Raw genomic sequence first — 13,890 nt, forward strand, 5'->3', positions numbered from 1 at the left:
TGATGGCCGTGCCACTCGACGACGGGGCATGGCTGGCGTTCCCCGAGGCAGGGGAGAGCGAAGGCGAAGGCGGCGACTGCTACGCGGTCGCCTACTTCGGCGACGACGAACTCGAAGCGCTCCGATACGCCAACCGCCGCCCCGGATACCGGGCCGTCCTCATCAAACCCGGCCAAACCCTTCTCGAAGCAGTGAAGGCGCAACATGACTAAACGGACCTCGCGCCGCCTATGCGAGCGCTGCAACGATCCAATCCCGGCCGATCACAAGCGATTCTGCGGAGAGTCCTGCCGACTCGAATGGCTGACGCTCGAGCGCAAGAACGGGATCGACGAACACAACACCAACTGGCGCGGCGGTAAATCGAAGCACGAGTTCTATCACATCTACAACGACATGGTCGGACGCTGCACGCGACCGACCCACAAGCGATACGCCAGTTACGGCGGGCGCGGGATCTACGTCTGTGACCGTTGGCTGGCAGATTTCTGGAACTTCGTAGACGACATGGGCAAGCGACCTGGTCGCTCCGTTGGCGGCCGAGCGGAATACAGCCTGGACCGGATCGACAACGACGGTCCGTATTCTCCCCAAAACTGCCGGTGGGCAACGTACTCCCAGCAGTCAAAGAACCGCCGCGCCACTGCGCTCCTTGGCCAGAACCGCGATCACTCGACAGGTCGATGGAAGGCCGCGGCATGACCTCGTGGACAAAACTCCCGCTTGCGTGCGCGGACCTTGAGACAACTGGCGTGGAGATCGGCACCGATCGAATCGTCACCGCGTTCATCGGACGCATTGACGGCGCCGACATCGCCCGCCGGCACTGGGTCGCCAACCCTGGAATCCCCATCTCAGCCGAGGCCACCGAGATCCACGGCTACACAGACGAATACGTCCAGAAGCACGGGCACCCGCACGCCGAGGTGGTCGCCGAAGTCGTCGCGGACTTGTACCGGGTGTGGGATGAAGGCCGGATCGTCGCTGTCTTCAACGGCGCATTCGACTTCTCGATGCTCGCCTCCCATCACCGCGGCTTTGAGATCCGCGGTCCAATCGTGGACAGCTACGTCCTGGACCGCGAATTCGACAAGTACCGCAAGGGATCCCGGAAGCTGTCCGCTGTCGCAATCCACTACCGGGTCAGCCTGGACAACGCCCACGACGCCGAAGGCGACGCCGTTGCTGCGGCCCGCCTGGCTTGGCGACTGCCGCGCATCTATCCCGCCCTCGCCGAGATGACCGCCGACGAACTCATGGCCGCGCAAGCCCACTGGTACCGCGAGCGCGCCTACAGCTTCATCGACTGGCTCCGCCGGAAAGGGGAGTCGTTCACCGACGTCCCCACCGAGTGGCCCATCTACTCCACGAAAGCCGAAGCAGCATGACCACCACCGAACCCACCGTCGGCGCCCAACTGCTCATCGACCGCGGCTACATCGACGCCACCCGAGCCACCGAACACCTCGCCACAATCATGGCCACCCGCTGGGTCACCATCCACCGCCTCTCACGGCACCTCACCTGGCCCTCCATGACACTGCTGCGACTGCATGCCGGCCGGTCACGGCTGATCCACCCCGACCTCGAAAAGCGGCTCCTCGCAGTCGATCCGACCGAGCTGCCTGCGCTGTTCCCGCGACCTGAACCGCCGATCACAACACCCAACGCGGTTGTGCTGCAGCGCATCTTGGAGGGCCGACCGGTCCGTGTCGAAGCCAAAGACAAGCCGGTGTACGCGCGCGCACTTCGTGAGCATGGCTGGGCTCAGCGGCGAATCGGCATCCAGCTCGGCATGTCCGGCACCAAGGTCAACAAGGCGCTGGCGGGCGGGCGGTCATGAGCCATTCACGTCAGCCTGCCGCTCCCGCGTACCCGAGAGCGGAATGGCGTCAGCCAACAGCGGTCGGACCCCGCAAAACAACCGTCCCCAAGCTCGGCCGATACAAAGCCGCCAAGGTGACGAAAATGCGTGCCGCACGAGGGATCCCGGCCTTCGTTCCCCTCGCGGAACCCGCCAGCCACCTGGACACCCTCTACAACTGGGGGTTCAGCGACCATGCCATCGCAGCGGCTGCGGGAATGGACCAGAAATCGGTGTGGAAGATCCGCCACCGTGTCCACGACAAGGTCAGCATCGAATGCGCCGCCCGGATCATGGCCGTGACGCATGTGCCCGTACCCGCACAGTCCGGGATGAAGGTCCCCAACATCGGCACTAAGCGCCGCATTCAAGCGCTGCTGGCTATCGGTTGGAAGCTCGACGATCTCGGGCAGCTCGCTGGCGTGTCCGGTCGGCAGTTCAGCCAATACAACACGCGCACTTGGGTCCAGTACGAGACCTGGGCGAAGGTCCGAGAACTCTATGAAGAGCTCTCCGGCACACCGGGTTCCAGCCGCTACGGCGAGACCCGAGCCCGCAACAGCGGCTATCTCCCGCCCCTGGCGTGGGAAGGCCACGATATCGACCACCCGCAACAGTCGCCGATCTGGATGCCCGCGACACCAGACGACGAACTCGACGAGGTGTTGCTCGATCGGATCATCCACGGAAAGCACAGTGGCAAGGTGCACGAGCCGGAACGCACCGCGCTGCTGGACTACGCGATCGCAAACGGCTGGACCGGAACTCGCGTCGCTGAAGCCCTCAACCTCAAACAGGACGCCGGCGAGCAGGCCCTCGTCCGTCGCAAAGCGAAGCTCCGCAAGAACGCGGCCTAACCTCTCGAACTCCCATCGGAGAGGGCGCGCACGCACCGGCGCGCCCCTGCAGGAGCACTCAACACACCATGCCCAGAGACACCCGACCGTTCATCACCGTGGCCGTCGACATGGACCGCAACCCGAAGTACGCGGCCCTCAACGACGCCCAGAAGTTCCTCATCATCCGTGCCTGGCTGCACTGCGCGGAGTTCCTCACCGACGGCGTCATCAGCATGGCCGCCTGGCGCAAGATGGGAACAGATCGGAACAGAAAAGCGATTCTTGCTGCCGGTGCGTGTTCTGAAGACGCAGAACAAAATTGCGTCGTCTTCCACGACTATCTGGAGCACCAGCAGAGCCGCGCAGACGTCGAAGCGAAGCGGGAAAAGGCCAGATCAGCCGGGCAAAAGGGCGGTCAAGCGAAGGCGGCCAACGCCAAGCGAAACCAGCCTCGGAAGGCTAGCGGGCGTCTAGCAACTGCTACAGATTTTCCTAGCGGATCTGTACCAGATATAGATATAGAAGAAGAAGTACTTACGTACGTCCCTAGTGCGGCTCTAGTAAGTAACGCGCGCGAGCTCGAAAACACCGCCGCGGCAGCAGCGCTCGACGAACCCGGCCGCAAGGTCGACATCGACGGCTGGAAGCTGATCAAGGGATCCTGCAACGGCTTCCCCCAAGCCACCCGCACAGCCCTCGCCACACACGCCGGCGCCATGCTCAAGCAAGGCATCGCCCCCGACGACATCGCGGCGGGCCTCGAACGCTGGCTCGCGAAAGACCTCGGGCCGAGCCAACTCCCGCACTTCGTCACCGACGTCATCCGCGCCCGCACCCGGCCCGCAACCGTGGCCAGCCCCGACCCCGGCGCCCCGCACCTGTCGAACCACGACCGCAAAACACTCGGCTGGGACGCCGCCGCGGCCGAAGTCAAACGCAGCCTCGGCATCCTTCCCGGCCAACAGAACACCCTGCCCTCCAGCGACAACCGGCCCCTGCTGGGCGTCATCGACGGCGACTACACGGAGCAGACCGCATGACCACCAACCCCGAGCAGTACATCGAAATCGCCACCGACATCCTCAAACGCTGCAGCGGCTACGACCTCTGGTTCCCCCACCCCAGCCAAACCGCCGTCGTTGCTTGGGCCAACGCCTTCGCTGAATCCCGGCTCACCCGTGACGAACTCATCGCCGGCGTCGACCACGCCTACAACCACGAACCCCCCGGCTACCGGCCCCTCCCCGCATCGATCCTCCAACACGCGCGCACCGCACGCCTCGACGCACTCCGCGCGCAACCCGACGAACGACGCCACCGCATGGACGACGCCTGCCACGCGCTCCAGGAGATGGGATTCACACCACCGCAGGCGCATCGCCTTTCGCGGCAAATCGCCCTCGGGCAACGAACCGACACCCACTTCACCGCGGACCAGCGCGCCGAACTCCAGCGACGCCTGGCCGCTCGCGACGAACTCGCGCAGACACCAACCGACCCGCGCGCCAACCCGTTCCACCGGATCCTCACCCGCATCGCTGACCAGAAAGCGATCCCGTCATGAACCGCGCCGACACCGGCCGCGTCCTCGCAGCCATCGCCGAATACGACCGCCGCGAAATCAACGCCGACGTCATCAAGTACTGGCACGACGCGATCGGCCACCTCGATGTCGCCGTAGCGCTCGAAGCCGTCGCCATCCACCTCAAAACCTCGCCGTGGGCCATCACACCCGCCGCAGTCATCGACCTCGCTGGACAAATCGCCACCCGCACAACCACACAACGCCCCATGCGCCGAGCAGTCGGCCAGGCATACCAGATCGCAGGAGCCATCAACTACCCCTGCCCCCACTGCGGAGCCGACGCCGGCCACTACTGCACCAGCGCCACCGGCCAAGAAGCCTTCGCGCCCTGCATCTCCCGCCTCACCGGCGCAAAAACGCAGGTCGCGTAGCCCTCCACCACTTAATGAAAAGGATTTTCAATTGGTAGCGACGCAGTCCCATCCGACCGCCCCTGTTTTCAGCGACCACGTATCTGATCTTGACGCGCCCGCATTGCCGTCCAGCGTTGCCGTGGAGCGATCTTCGAGCGACTTCCGGGCATCGGTATCGGTTCGCCCGAATCGAAAGCCTGTGCGGGCCGTCCTCGGTGACGCGGCTCTCGACACGATGGTGCGCGCCGACCTCCGCGACGAAGCTGGCACCGGCCCGCAGTTCGAAGTGTTGCGGCGCAAGGAGAATCAGGTCCGCTGGTTGCGGGCGCTGGTTCAGGTCCGGACTTCGATCCTGGCGCAGAACACCTACGACAACGCCGCCCTGAAGTCGCACCCAGCGCGGACCAACAGTGGCCGGCCGTCGAAGGCGTACACGGATGCGAAGAACGAGATCGGAGAGCGCAAGCGTGCGCGGGCGACCGTGATGGCGAAGGTGAACGCGCGCATCGCTGAAGCGCGGGAACTGATCGGGTCTGACCCGCTGACGGTTTCGACGCTCGGCGGCCTGGTGCTGGTGCTCGCGGATGTCGACATGATGGTGCGGGACGGGCGCTCTGAGGAAGCGCGGAGCAAGCTCTCCTGGATCATGCAGCAGATCACGGACGCGGCGTGACCGAGATCGTGTGCGCGTGCGGGCGGGTCGCGAACCCGCCCCGCCGCGGCATGTGCCACCGCTGCTACGAGCGGAACCGGTACCGGCAGAACGCATACGGGCGGTGGGACGCGGACCGGGTGGATGCAGCGCCGGTTCGTGCTCATGTCGAGGAGTTGATCGCGGCGGGCGTGAGTCGCCGCCAGATCTGTGTGGTTTCCGGTATGCCGCGGCAAACGCTGGCGGTGCTGTTGCGCGGCAAGATTGGGCGGGAGCCGGCGGCGTGGTTGAAGAAGTCGACCGCGGATGCCTTCCTGTCGGTTCCGCTTCCGGTGGTTCCACATGAGATCGCCGCCCCGACTGCGCTCGTGCCATCGATCGGCACCCGCCGGCGCCTACAGGCGCTCGTGTCCGCGGGATGGCCACAGGCTTCACTGGCCGCCGAGTTGGGGATGAGCCCAGGCAATCTCACAACGCTGCTGCACCATCAGGACAATGTGACCGCATGGCGCCACCGCGCGGTGTGCGAGCTGTTCGAACGGCTCCAGATGCAGCCGGGACCATCAGAACGTGCACGCGCCCACGGCCGGAAGCATCGGTGGCCGTTGCCGTTCCAGTGGGACGAAGGTTCACTTGATTACTCCGATGCTGGTCCGGCGTATCGGACGCGGCGTGAGCCGTATGTCCCGCGGACGGCATGACCGAGGAGATCCCTGGACGGACTGGAGACGGAGGCTGGGCAACCTCGCCGTACCCTACTTCGAGTGTGTGCGGGTCAGGCGAGGAATGGTGATTGAATGGCAATCGGGATCCTGGAGATTGATGAGCTCCCATGGTTGAAGGCGGTTCCTGGCCTTCAAGCCGGGATTGGGTCCTACCTTCAGGGGGACCTCTCCACAGAGGAGTTGGAGCTACAGCTGGAGCAAGCTTCAAGCATCCTGGACAGGATCGAAGGTTATGTTCGCGTTACCACGGATCCGGATCCGAAGGTCAAGATAGGCAGCGCTTATCCGACGGCGTCACTCGTCAGGTCTGTGGTCGGCAAGTACAAGAACAACTTGGATGCCCTGCTCGCATCCCGAGCGACTGAAGCGCAAGTTGCGAAAGTCAAGGACACGCTGAACGTCCACGTCACGGATCCTGAAGCTCGACAAGAACTTGCAGAGCAGCTGCTCGAGATGCAGCATCTACAAACAGCAGAGCAAGACGCCAGGATCAAAGTGGAGGCTGCGAAATACGCCCGCGACATGCAAAAGGCTGATCTTCAAGAGCGCCGTTGGAAGATGTGGTGGAACCTGCTGCAGCGTGAGCCGGTGGCCGTGCTCATCGGGGCCATGGTCCTTGTCATGTTCAGTGTCGTTCTCATCGTGGCGATGTGGACACACACAGCCGTTCCAGAGGTCATGGTCAACATGCTCTTGCTGATACTCGGATTCTTCTTCGGTCAAACCACAAGCGGGAGGGACAAAGCCAGCGAGTAGGCGCCTCATCGGCGCTGTGCTCGGTGACGGCCCGCAGCGGGGTCGCCAGCCGGAACGCTACTACGCACACGCCATGAGCAAAGACGACTGAACCAGCCGGTTTGACTCCCGAGCGATGATGTGCACGCTCGTCTCACATTCGCGACCACGAGACGGTCGCATTCTGAAATGGGAGCCCACATCTGGGCTCGGGAGGCACCATGACCGTTGCCCCGTACTACAGCGACAACCTAGTGACGCTGTACCACGGCAGCTGCCTGGACATCGACACCTGGCTCGCCGCGGACGTACTCATCACCGACCCGCCCTACGGCATGTCCTATGCAGGCCGCGGCGGACGAACAACCCTCATCGCCGGCGACGACACCACCGAAATCCGAGACCAAGCACTCACACGATGGTTCGAACACAACCCCGGCCACCCTGCTCTCATGTTCGGAACCTGGCGCGTCCCAAGACCTCCCGGAATCAAACTCGTACTCGTCTGGGACAAGACAGACGGCTCCGGCCCAGGAATGGGCGACCTCAGTTGCGCTTTCGGGTCCAGCCACGAAGAGGTCTACCTATGGGGCAAATGGCCCAAAGGCACACACCGGCGTATGGGATCGGTCCTGCGTACATCTGTCAGCCCGTCGGCGTTGACCAGGAAGATAGGCCATCCCACCCCGAAACCACTCGGCCTCATGGAAACCCTCATCGCACGCAGCGTCGGCGGCGTCATCGCCGACCCGTTCGCCGGGTCCGGCTCCACGCTCGTCGCCGCCCGCAACCTCGGCCGACCCGCGATCGGCATCGAGCTCGAAGAACGCTACTGCGAACTCATCGCGAACAGGCTCGCGGAAGCTTCCTTCGAATTTGGTGCCGCGGCCTAGCATTCATCACACGGATCGGTCAGCGCCCGCCCGTGTTCGCAGGTGAGCCGCGCGGCGATCCCATAGCCGCTGCCGTTGAGGAAGTACTCCGGGTAGTTGTCCACGTCCGCGGGCGTGATCGGCCGGCGCAGGACTTCCGGTGGAGGAGCGGGAATGCTCACGTGATAGTCGAACCGGGCCTGGGCATCCTCGCGTGTCGCTGCTCGAATCAGTAGCCCACAGGCAGTGCAGGTCCCCACGAACACCTCGGTCCCGTCATCGGCTCGGCCACGCGAAAACGTGATGCTGCAACCAGATTCGATGTCATTCATACGAGAATCCTCCGCAAAGGGTGAACGCTAGAAAGCGAACCTCTATTGCGATACACGGTATCGCATTGGTCCAGCTGATCAGCAGACCGGCTTTCCAAACCCGATACGATCGGGAAGTGACCGCGGAGATGGACGGCCTCAGGAAGGCGACGAAGAAGTTCCTCCGCCTGTCTGCTCGGACCGAGGAAGCCCGCAAGGAAGTCTTCGACGCAGCAATCACAGCGCTGCGCGCCGGCGAACGCCCCACCGATGTCGCGGACGAATCACCGTACACAGCCGCCTATCTCCGGCGCGTAGCCCGCGACCACGGAATCGCGCCATCGACGCCCGGCCGAAAAGCGCCCCGCGAAGAACCAATGGGGTAGATCGAGCCGCCCGGGTGGCTTGACTCGCTCTCGAGAATGAGCGCATGCCAGTTCGTGACGTCCTCGCCGACATCGACGCTTTGATCTCCGAACAGCTCGACGCCGGCGAACTGATCGGCGGCTACGACTACGGCGACCCCGGCTACCCGAAATGCCAGTGGCCAGGCTGCTGGCACAGCTGGCACGGGCTCGCCATCACCACCCGCATGCGCGAAATGCGCTGGCACGGAACAATGCCCGCGGACTACCGGTACCGTGACGACGACTCCGAAGTGATCTGCCCGGGTGGAGACTTCACCGGACCACCCGCGCCTGCGAAGCCGTACGAATGGCCGCGGCCCGCGCACTACCCAGACATCGGCTCGCTCCTGTATTCGGCCGTGTCCCTGTTCGGGGACTTCGCCGCCAGCCTGCGGACGGTGGCGGCGTCGTTCCACGAATTGCCCTCGATCCTCGGCTCCTGGGACATACCTGATTCGTCCACACTGCACCGGCTAGTCCTGCCACCGAACCCGCTGCTGCCGGCCGAATGGCCACACGCCGACGACACGCCCACCGCACCCGACCCCGTGCTGGACCGGGCCATGCAAGAACATCCGCCGGCGCCATCGCTGCTCGATCCAGACACCGAGTACGCCGACGGCTTGGTGTGGGTCGATCAGGGGAGTGGCTTCGAATCGGTTGCGAGACAGGGTGACCGGACCCCAGCGTTCGGGCTTTCAGTGACTGCGCGCCTCGACTCGGAACGATGGCCGTTGGAAGCGTGGGGGCAGAGAATCCAGCCGCCGCGGCGAATTCAGTATCCGCGGCCCATCATCCGCGGCTGGGGTTCCGGCATTCCTGTGCGGTGGGAGATCACCATCGGCGACCCCGCGGAACCGACACCTCCGCCGCGGCGACAAGCCACGCTCGTCCCGACCTACCGATGCCAGCACCCCACCCGCATTGAGCAGCCGCGCCCCTGGGTGCAGGAACGCACCTTCGATCGACGCGGCCAACGACCGAAACGAGGACCGAAACGATGACCGACGCTGCGCAGCAACCCGACTACATTCTCACCGTGCAGGACCGCAGCATGACTCCGGCGGAGTTCGAGGTGGGGGAGCGCATCGGGCCGGAAGACTTCAGGATGGTGCCGGCGCTCCCACCGGAGCTCGAATCAGCATGGGCGCGAACCGAACCGCCAGAGTGGACCATCTCGATAGGCACCGACAGGGGTGAGCATTCTGAGCCAGGCTGAGCCGCGTACCACTCTCAATAATCCCCACGCCGACCGGCACTGGGTCTGAAACCGAAGCCGGTCCCCAGCCCGGGAGGGTTCATCCCCTTGGGAAGCACGGAATCCCTTGGGGGAGAATCGGAGGATGACAGTGGCCGAATCTGCGGATGACCTAGACGAACGGCTCGCCGCCGCCCGCGATCAGCTCGAAACCTTCGACGGGATGATCTCGACGGCCGTCCGCTCCGCCTATGAGAGAAGCTTCCCACCGCCCGTTAGCCAACGTTTCCTCGAGCACGAGCCGGTGCTGAGTTGGCGGCTCCTTGAGGATTTCTTCGAGCCCTACCAGTCGGCGGGCATCTATCCCATCGCCCGCCTTCCCCACCTGGCCTATGCCGTGATGGACCTGAAGATGCAGTTCTACTTCGTCACACGTGTCAGTGGTGGCACCTGGAACGCGCTTCTCAGCGGCACCGAGTTCAGCCTCGATGACGACCCCACGAGCCGACCAGGGCAGTACTTCCAGCACCTCTACTTGATGCAGGCAGGGATCGGCCAAACACGGATCCTGTGGGACCGGCTGATGGGTTTCGTCTACTGGCTCGAGGAGGGCAGAGAAACACCCGGCAAGTCGATACGAAGCGCCTTCTTCAAGCGTCTGCCTGAGTGGAGCCCTCGCTGGGACGTTCTGGACGAATGGGAGGCCCGGATCGACAAGTACGACAAGCGCTTCCGGACCGCCGAATTTCACAAAAGCTCCACCCTGCGGGCCAGCATCTTTAGCGAGGCCATCAACCCGAACGAAATCATTGCGCTCATAGAGCCAGTAATGAATGGCTTCTGGGACGTGCTCAAGGGCAACATCACGGGCACCCCGACGGGCGTGATGGCGCTCGGACGGCAAGTCGACCCTGCATTCGACAACGTGGACGATCCTGGCCGTCCCGCAGCCGGCAGCCCCGAACCGCGGACGTGAGCGACTCTGCTTCCGAGTTCATGTCCGCCGTGGACGCGGTGGCCCAGCTGATCGCCGAAGCGAGCATCGCCGCCGAGCGCGCTCGCGCAGACAAATGGATGAAGCTGGGCCGCAAATTCGATGACATTCGCGACTTGATCCGTGCTTGTGCAGATACACCTGAAGGGCATGCGGAGTTCTACAACGAATGCGCGCGAATCATCTTCGGACAGGAGACGACTGAGTGACCATCGAGGATTTTCTGAAGGCCCGGATCGCCGAGGACGAACGGATCGCTGAGTGGTCGACCGCAGGCCCGTCCTATCTCGAACGCGACTGGGAGTCGGTGATGTACGGGGACGGGCACGGCGGCAATGTGGAATCCGTCGCGGACTCGGCGAACGTGTTTCTAGCCCCCGAACTCGGGCGCACGTCCGATCACATCGCTCGCCACGACCCTGCGCGCGTGCTCGCTGAGGTACCCGCGAAACGTCACGCACTCGGCTTTGCGCTCGCGGCATTCAACCAGGAAGAGAAGGCCGAAGAGCGCCCCGGTCGAGATCCCGAAACGAACGCCTACGACAGGGGCCGGGCTGATACTGCTCGATTCATGCTTCGCGTGCTAGCGGCTCCGTACGCCGAACACCCTGACTACCAACAGGAGTGGAAGCTGTGACAACCCTGGCCGAGGCGTTCCACCATGGATTCAAAGCGGGACGCGACTACATGCTGTGGGCCGAGCGATCATCGGACGAGAAGACTCGTCCCAACACGCTCAACCCCTACGACGGCGGTGACGAAATTGACCCCGATTTCGAGGCAGGATTGAACCCGTGAGCAGCGAGCCCTCCTTGACAATCGCCGGCGGTACGGTCGAGTTCACTGACGCGTACGGCTACACCCACATGGCCACTGGGATCGATCTCCAGCCGGGCGATGTGGTCAGCGCCCAGATGGCCGGAGATGGCCTCTACTTCGTCGTCGAGCGAGGAGATGAGAGGCAACGACATCCGCTGCGCCTCAACAGCACCTGGCACTACACCGACGTGCATGCAATCCCGGCGCCGGCCAATCTGTTCCTGCCTGACGCCGGAGAATCAAACCCATGAGCGTCGGCGGAACTGATCGCCGCCGACGCACAGGGTCGCGCCCGGTGGATCAGTAACTGCCGCGGTCCCGCCCGAGACCGTGATTGCTTTGCGGGCAAGTGATCATGAGGTCCCGTTCAAAGTCCGGGACGTCGTGCGGCTCGAAGACCAGATGCCCATCCTCGGCGGGCGTCATCCGAACCTGCGTGTTGCATTCAGGGCAGCGCCTCATTCTGGCTGCTCCTCTCTATGTGGAGTTGTCACCCCAGAGGGGTGTATTGCGACAAACAGCTTACTCGCTCCGTCTGACAAGACCTTCAAGGACTTCCGGACGGGAACGCCGCTTGCTTGAGCATGTCGGCTCGAGATTGCCGGCGAATCGGCGTACTGTAACGGCCGTCACATCAGGAATAAATGCCGATGTGCGTCTGGCGAAGCCGGTCCCGGAACCCCCCCTCCGCGACCGGCTCTCGTCATCTCAGGGTGGCTGGAGCTACCGTGCGCCCTCGAGCCGATCGGCGGCCTCGTCGAGCAGGCGCGCCAACGAGCGCAGTTCCACGGCGGTCAGTTCGGTGCCGTTGCCCGCAATGTTGAGATCGGCCCACTCGTCAAGCAACCCCTCAGAGGTGTATGCCCCTTCGAGCTGGACCCGGACCATCGCCGACACCTGCGCCAGGTTCGAGCCCGAGATGGCCAAATCCGCGGGGGTGCTGCGGTGCAGTGGCTCCGCGTCGAGGTCTGCGGCATTCAGGTAGATATGTTCGGAACACCATCGGGGGCACGGGTTTTGACTCATGGGCTCTATCCTGCCCAACCCGGAAGGACTCTGCCCGCCACAGCCAGTGAATAGCTGGCTGCGAACAGGGGAAGACCGGACCCATCGAATGAATCTATGAGCTTGGCTTGACCTCGTCTCGAGAATAGCCGTGTGACTGACCCGGCCGGCCGCGACATCCTCGACGCCATCGACGAACTCGTCGACGAACAGCTCGCCGGCTTCGACAACCGGTCCGGGTGGGACCACGACGTCAACCAAGACGTGTGCCCGCACAAGTGGTGCTCGGAGCCGTGGCACGGGCTGGCGATCGCCGCGCGCATGCGGGAGATGCGGCGCCTGCATCGCTCGACGGTCGCCTACTACGAAGACGAACCACGGGTCTCGGAGGAGACTGCTGCTGCGCTCGATGCCTACCGGTACGACGAAGACGACTCCGAAATCATCTGCCCCGGATCCACATTCGAAGGCGAGTTCACACCAGTCACACCGCCGAGCCCGCCGGCGACGGTTCGTGTCTGGAGCAACGAGGGCTGGGAGGACTGGGAGTCCATCGGCTACATCTCCGGCGGCGGGATCCAGTTCACGCGAGCCGACGAAGCCTCTCTGGACCTCGTGCGGTGGACGCAGTCACTGCGGAACCTCGAAATGACTTTCCAGCTGCTGATCGAGCCCAGCCGCAGCGCCACGGTCTACGGGATCCTCACCGGCGCAGCGGCAGCCGTGCAATCCGGCCCGCACTGGTGGCGATGCGACGACATCCGCGGCCACGACGACATCCATCTCGAAACCGCCGAATACGACCACCTCGGAAGCTACAACCCGCCCCACATGATCACGGAGCCACGGCGCTACGTGCTGCGCGTGGGTCGTCAAGTGGTCGAACTGATGTCGGAGCGGTACACGGGGATCCATGCACGGCATGGTGTCGGCTTCGACGGCCGGTACTGGATGGAAGTGCACTCCTACGAACGCCCTCCGGCTGACGGCTGGTACCTGCGGGACGAGGACCCGATCCTCACCCTCGACCAACTCCGGCAGCTCCAGGACTACCGGCTCCCGTTCCACAGCCTGCATTCCGCGATGGACGCGGACCTGGACCACATGCACGCAGCCGAATTCCGTGGTCGGGTCCGACAGGACTTCCCAGCCGTCCACATCGCGGACATCGCCGCCACCGAAGTCGGACGCGACGAGCAGACAGGCATCGTGACTCGCGAACTGTTCTGGCTGGCACCGGACTCACGTACCGGCGAACTGCGAGGCGGACCAGGGAACGGACGCACCCAGAACCTCCACCGACCGGGCTCGCAGGTCGATCGCATCGCCGCTCGGCCATCACGGCTCGAGCTCTTCACGCCCGGTGAGGACATGCCGCGCACTGCAGAAGTAATCCCCCTCGTCGCTTACGAGCGTGCCGGCCTCAACACCGTCACGGGCAACTGGGTGTACCGGCCCGAAGGCCAAGTCCGCGCAATTCCAGGACCTGCTGAATCCGCTGTGGCGTGACCGCCGACATTGAAATCCATTA

The 13,890-nt window shown here is 64.0% G+C and carries 23 protein-coding genes; 21 read left to right on the plus strand and 2 right to left on the minus strand.

The window, feature by feature from the left end; translation table 11 throughout:
- Positions 1 to 2: 2 nt before the first annotated feature.
- The 12 genes from ACFXIV_RS03560 (at position 3) to ACFXIV_RS03615 (ending at position 7,646) form a co-directional block, all read left to right on the plus strand.
- Complete coding sequence (locus ACFXIV_RS03560; protein ID WP_379400396.1) at positions 3 to 212, plus strand: hypothetical protein; 210 nt, start codon at positions 3 to 5, stop codon at positions 210 to 212.
- Positions 205 to 702 (plus strand): hypothetical protein, encoded by a 498-nt coding sequence (locus ACFXIV_RS03565; protein ID WP_379400395.1) that lies wholly within the window; start codon positions 205 to 207, stop codon positions 700 to 702. The genes ACFXIV_RS03560 and ACFXIV_RS03565 overlap by 8 nt, the downstream gene beginning before the upstream one ends.
- Positions 699 to 1,388 carry an exonuclease domain-containing protein gene (locus ACFXIV_RS03570; protein ID WP_379400393.1) on the plus strand — a complete coding sequence of 230 codons (690 nt, stop codon included), beginning with the start codon at positions 699 to 701 and terminating at the stop codon, positions 1,386 to 1,388. The genes ACFXIV_RS03565 and ACFXIV_RS03570 overlap by 4 nt, the downstream gene beginning before the upstream one ends.
- Positions 1,385 to 1,843: a hypothetical protein gene (locus tag ACFXIV_RS03575; protein WP_379400392.1), complete on the plus strand. Its 459-nt coding sequence runs from the start codon at positions 1,385 to 1,387 to the stop codon at positions 1,841 to 1,843. The genes ACFXIV_RS03570 and ACFXIV_RS03575 overlap by 4 nt, the downstream gene beginning before the upstream one ends.
- A 239-nt stretch (positions 1,844 to 2,082) precedes the next feature.
- On the plus strand, positions 2,083 to 2,721 hold the full coding sequence (locus ACFXIV_RS03580; protein WP_379421208.1) for a hypothetical protein: 639 nt from the start codon (positions 2,083 to 2,085) through the stop codon (positions 2,719 to 2,721).
- A 68-nt stretch (positions 2,722 to 2,789) separates the two neighbouring features.
- A complete protein-coding gene (locus ACFXIV_RS03585; protein ID WP_379400390.1) occupies positions 2,790 to 3,743 on the plus strand; it encodes a general stress protein in 954 nt (317 codons plus the stop codon).
- Entirely contained in the window at positions 3,740 to 4,267 is a 528-nt protein-coding gene (locus ACFXIV_RS03590) for a hypothetical protein (protein ID WP_379400389.1), read from the plus strand. The genes ACFXIV_RS03585 and ACFXIV_RS03590 overlap by 4 nt, the downstream gene beginning before the upstream one ends.
- On the plus strand, positions 4,264 to 4,659 hold the full coding sequence (locus ACFXIV_RS03595) for a hypothetical protein (protein ID WP_379400388.1): 396 nt from the start codon (positions 4,264 to 4,266) through the stop codon (positions 4,657 to 4,659). The genes ACFXIV_RS03590 and ACFXIV_RS03595 overlap by 4 nt, the downstream gene beginning before the upstream one ends.
- Before the next feature lie 31 nt (positions 4,660 to 4,690).
- Positions 4,691 to 5,314, plus strand: coding sequence for a hypothetical protein (locus ACFXIV_RS03600; protein ID WP_379400387.1), 624 nt, complete (start codon positions 4,691 to 4,693; stop codon positions 5,312 to 5,314).
- Complete coding sequence (locus ACFXIV_RS03605) at positions 5,311 to 5,994, plus strand: hypothetical protein (RefSeq protein ID WP_379400386.1); 684 nt, start codon at positions 5,311 to 5,313, stop codon at positions 5,992 to 5,994. The genes ACFXIV_RS03600 and ACFXIV_RS03605 overlap by 4 nt, the downstream gene beginning before the upstream one ends.
- Positions 5,995 to 6,090: 96 nt before the next feature.
- Complete coding sequence (locus ACFXIV_RS03610) at positions 6,091 to 6,774, plus strand: hypothetical protein (protein ID WP_379400385.1); 684 nt, start codon at positions 6,091 to 6,093, stop codon at positions 6,772 to 6,774.
- Between the two features lie 200 nt (positions 6,775 to 6,974).
- On the plus strand, positions 6,975 to 7,646 hold the full coding sequence (locus ACFXIV_RS03615) for a DNA-methyltransferase (protein WP_379400384.1): 672 nt from the start codon (positions 6,975 to 6,977) through the stop codon (positions 7,644 to 7,646).
- Here ACFXIV_RS03615 and ACFXIV_RS03620 read toward each other — a convergent pair.
- Positions 7,643 to 7,957 carry a hypothetical protein gene (locus ACFXIV_RS03620; RefSeq protein ID WP_379400383.1) on the minus strand — a complete coding sequence of 105 codons (315 nt, stop codon included), beginning with the start codon at positions 7,955 to 7,957 and terminating at the stop codon, positions 7,643 to 7,645. The genes ACFXIV_RS03615 and ACFXIV_RS03620 overlap by 4 nt on opposite strands.
- A gap of 116 nt (positions 7,958 to 8,073) precedes the next feature.
- Between ACFXIV_RS03620 and ACFXIV_RS03625 the strand changes: the two genes are divergently transcribed.
- From ACFXIV_RS03625 to ACFXIV_RS03660, 8 genes are all read left to right on the plus strand, one after another.
- Positions 8,074 to 8,322 carry a hypothetical protein gene (locus ACFXIV_RS03625; RefSeq protein WP_379400381.1) on the plus strand — a complete coding sequence of 83 codons (249 nt, stop codon included), beginning with the start codon at positions 8,074 to 8,076 and terminating at the stop codon, positions 8,320 to 8,322.
- Positions 8,323 to 8,366: 44 nt separating this feature from the next.
- Positions 8,367 to 9,347 (plus strand): hypothetical protein, encoded by a 981-nt coding sequence (locus tag ACFXIV_RS03630; RefSeq protein WP_379400380.1) that lies wholly within the window; start codon positions 8,367 to 8,369, stop codon positions 9,345 to 9,347.
- Positions 9,344 to 9,562 (plus strand): hypothetical protein, encoded by a 219-nt coding sequence (locus ACFXIV_RS03635; protein ID WP_379400379.1) that lies wholly within the window; start codon positions 9,344 to 9,346, stop codon positions 9,560 to 9,562. The genes ACFXIV_RS03630 and ACFXIV_RS03635 overlap by 4 nt, the downstream gene beginning before the upstream one ends.
- Before the next feature lie 124 nt (positions 9,563 to 9,686).
- Positions 9,687 to 10,517 (plus strand): hypothetical protein, encoded by an 831-nt coding sequence (locus tag ACFXIV_RS03640; RefSeq protein ID WP_379400378.1) that lies wholly within the window; start codon positions 9,687 to 9,689, stop codon positions 10,515 to 10,517.
- A gap of 20 nt (positions 10,518 to 10,537) precedes the next feature.
- Positions 10,538 to 10,744 (plus strand): hypothetical protein, encoded by a 207-nt coding sequence (locus ACFXIV_RS03645; protein WP_379400377.1) that lies wholly within the window; start codon positions 10,538 to 10,540, stop codon positions 10,742 to 10,744.
- Positions 10,741 to 11,172 (plus strand): DUF6221 family protein, encoded by a 432-nt coding sequence (locus tag ACFXIV_RS03650; RefSeq protein WP_379400376.1) that lies wholly within the window; start codon positions 10,741 to 10,743, stop codon positions 11,170 to 11,172. Before ACFXIV_RS03645 ends, ACFXIV_RS03650 begins: the two co-directional genes overlap by 4 nt.
- Positions 11,169 to 11,333 (plus strand): hypothetical protein, encoded by a 165-nt coding sequence (locus ACFXIV_RS03655; protein ID WP_379400375.1) that lies wholly within the window; start codon positions 11,169 to 11,171, stop codon positions 11,331 to 11,333. The genes ACFXIV_RS03650 and ACFXIV_RS03655 overlap by 4 nt, the downstream gene beginning before the upstream one ends.
- Positions 11,330 to 11,605, plus strand: a complete 276-nt coding sequence (locus tag ACFXIV_RS03660; protein WP_379400374.1) for a hypothetical protein — start codon at positions 11,330 to 11,332, stop codon at positions 11,603 to 11,605. Before ACFXIV_RS03655 ends, ACFXIV_RS03660 begins: the two co-directional genes overlap by 4 nt.
- A 472-nt stretch (positions 11,606 to 12,077) precedes the next feature.
- Here the strand turns inward: ACFXIV_RS03660 and ACFXIV_RS03665 are convergent, their stop codons facing one another.
- Positions 12,078 to 12,380 carry a DUF6907 domain-containing protein gene (locus tag ACFXIV_RS03665; protein ID WP_379400373.1) on the minus strand — a complete coding sequence of 101 codons (303 nt, stop codon included), beginning with the start codon at positions 12,378 to 12,380 and terminating at the stop codon, positions 12,078 to 12,080.
- Positions 12,381 to 12,512: 132 nt separating this feature from the next.
- Here ACFXIV_RS03665 and ACFXIV_RS03670 point away from each other — a divergent pair, with 132 nt between their 5' ends.
- Entirely contained in the window at positions 12,513 to 13,868 is a 1,356-nt protein-coding gene (locus ACFXIV_RS03670; protein WP_379400372.1) for a hypothetical protein, read from the plus strand.
- Positions 13,869 to 13,890 lie beyond the last annotated feature (22 nt).

It is taken from the genome of Nocardia sp. NPDC059236, assembly GCF_042754085.1.
GTDB lineage: Bacteria > Actinomycetota > Actinomycetes > Mycobacteriales > Mycobacteriaceae > Nocardia.

Coding starts and splice junctions, on each gene's coding strand:
- ACFXIV_RS03560 (WP_379400396.1), top strand. CDS start 3: ATGGCCGTGCCACTCGACGACGGGGCATGGCTGGCGTTCCCCGAGGCA.
- ACFXIV_RS03640 (WP_379400378.1), top strand. CDS start 9,687: ATGACAGTGGCCGAATCTGCGGATGACCTAGACGAACGGCTCGCCGCC.
- ACFXIV_RS03610 (WP_379400385.1), top strand. CDS start 6,091: ATGGCAATCGGGATCCTGGAGATTGATGAGCTCCCATGGTTGAAGGCG.
- ACFXIV_RS03590 (WP_379400389.1), top strand. CDS start 3,740: ATGACCACCAACCCCGAGCAGTACATCGAAATCGCCACCGACATCCTC.
- ACFXIV_RS03615 (WP_379400384.1), top strand. CDS start 6,975: ATGACCGTTGCCCCGTACTACAGCGACAACCTAGTGACGCTGTACCAC.
- ACFXIV_RS03565 (WP_379400395.1), top strand. CDS start 205: ATGACTAAACGGACCTCGCGCCGCCTATGCGAGCGCTGCAACGATCCA.
- ACFXIV_RS03620 (WP_379400383.1), bottom strand. CDS start 7,957: ATGAATGACATCGAATCTGGTTGCAGCATCACGTTTTCGCGTGGCCGA.
- ACFXIV_RS03570 (WP_379400393.1), top strand. CDS start 699: ATGACCTCGTGGACAAAACTCCCGCTTGCGTGCGCGGACCTTGAGACA.
- ACFXIV_RS03635 (WP_379400379.1), top strand. CDS start 9,344: ATGACCGACGCTGCGCAGCAACCCGACTACATTCTCACCGTGCAGGAC.
- ACFXIV_RS03595 (WP_379400388.1), top strand. CDS start 4,264: ATGAACCGCGCCGACACCGGCCGCGTCCTCGCAGCCATCGCCGAATAC.
- ACFXIV_RS03580 (WP_379421208.1), top strand. CDS start 2,083: ATGGACCAGAAATCGGTGTGGAAGATCCGCCACCGTGTCCACGACAAG.
- ACFXIV_RS03575 (WP_379400392.1), top strand. CDS start 1,385: ATGACCACCACCGAACCCACCGTCGGCGCCCAACTGCTCATCGACCGC.
- ACFXIV_RS03665 (WP_379400373.1), bottom strand. CDS start 12,380: ATGAGTCAAAACCCGTGCCCCCGATGGTGTTCCGAACATATCTACCTG.
- ACFXIV_RS03585 (WP_379400390.1), top strand. CDS start 2,790: ATGCCCAGAGACACCCGACCGTTCATCACCGTGGCCGTCGACATGGAC.
- ACFXIV_RS03630 (WP_379400380.1), top strand. CDS start 8,367: ATGCCAGTTCGTGACGTCCTCGCCGACATCGACGCTTTGATCTCCGAA.
- ACFXIV_RS03645 (WP_379400377.1), top strand. CDS start 10,538: ATGTCCGCCGTGGACGCGGTGGCCCAGCTGATCGCCGAAGCGAGCATC.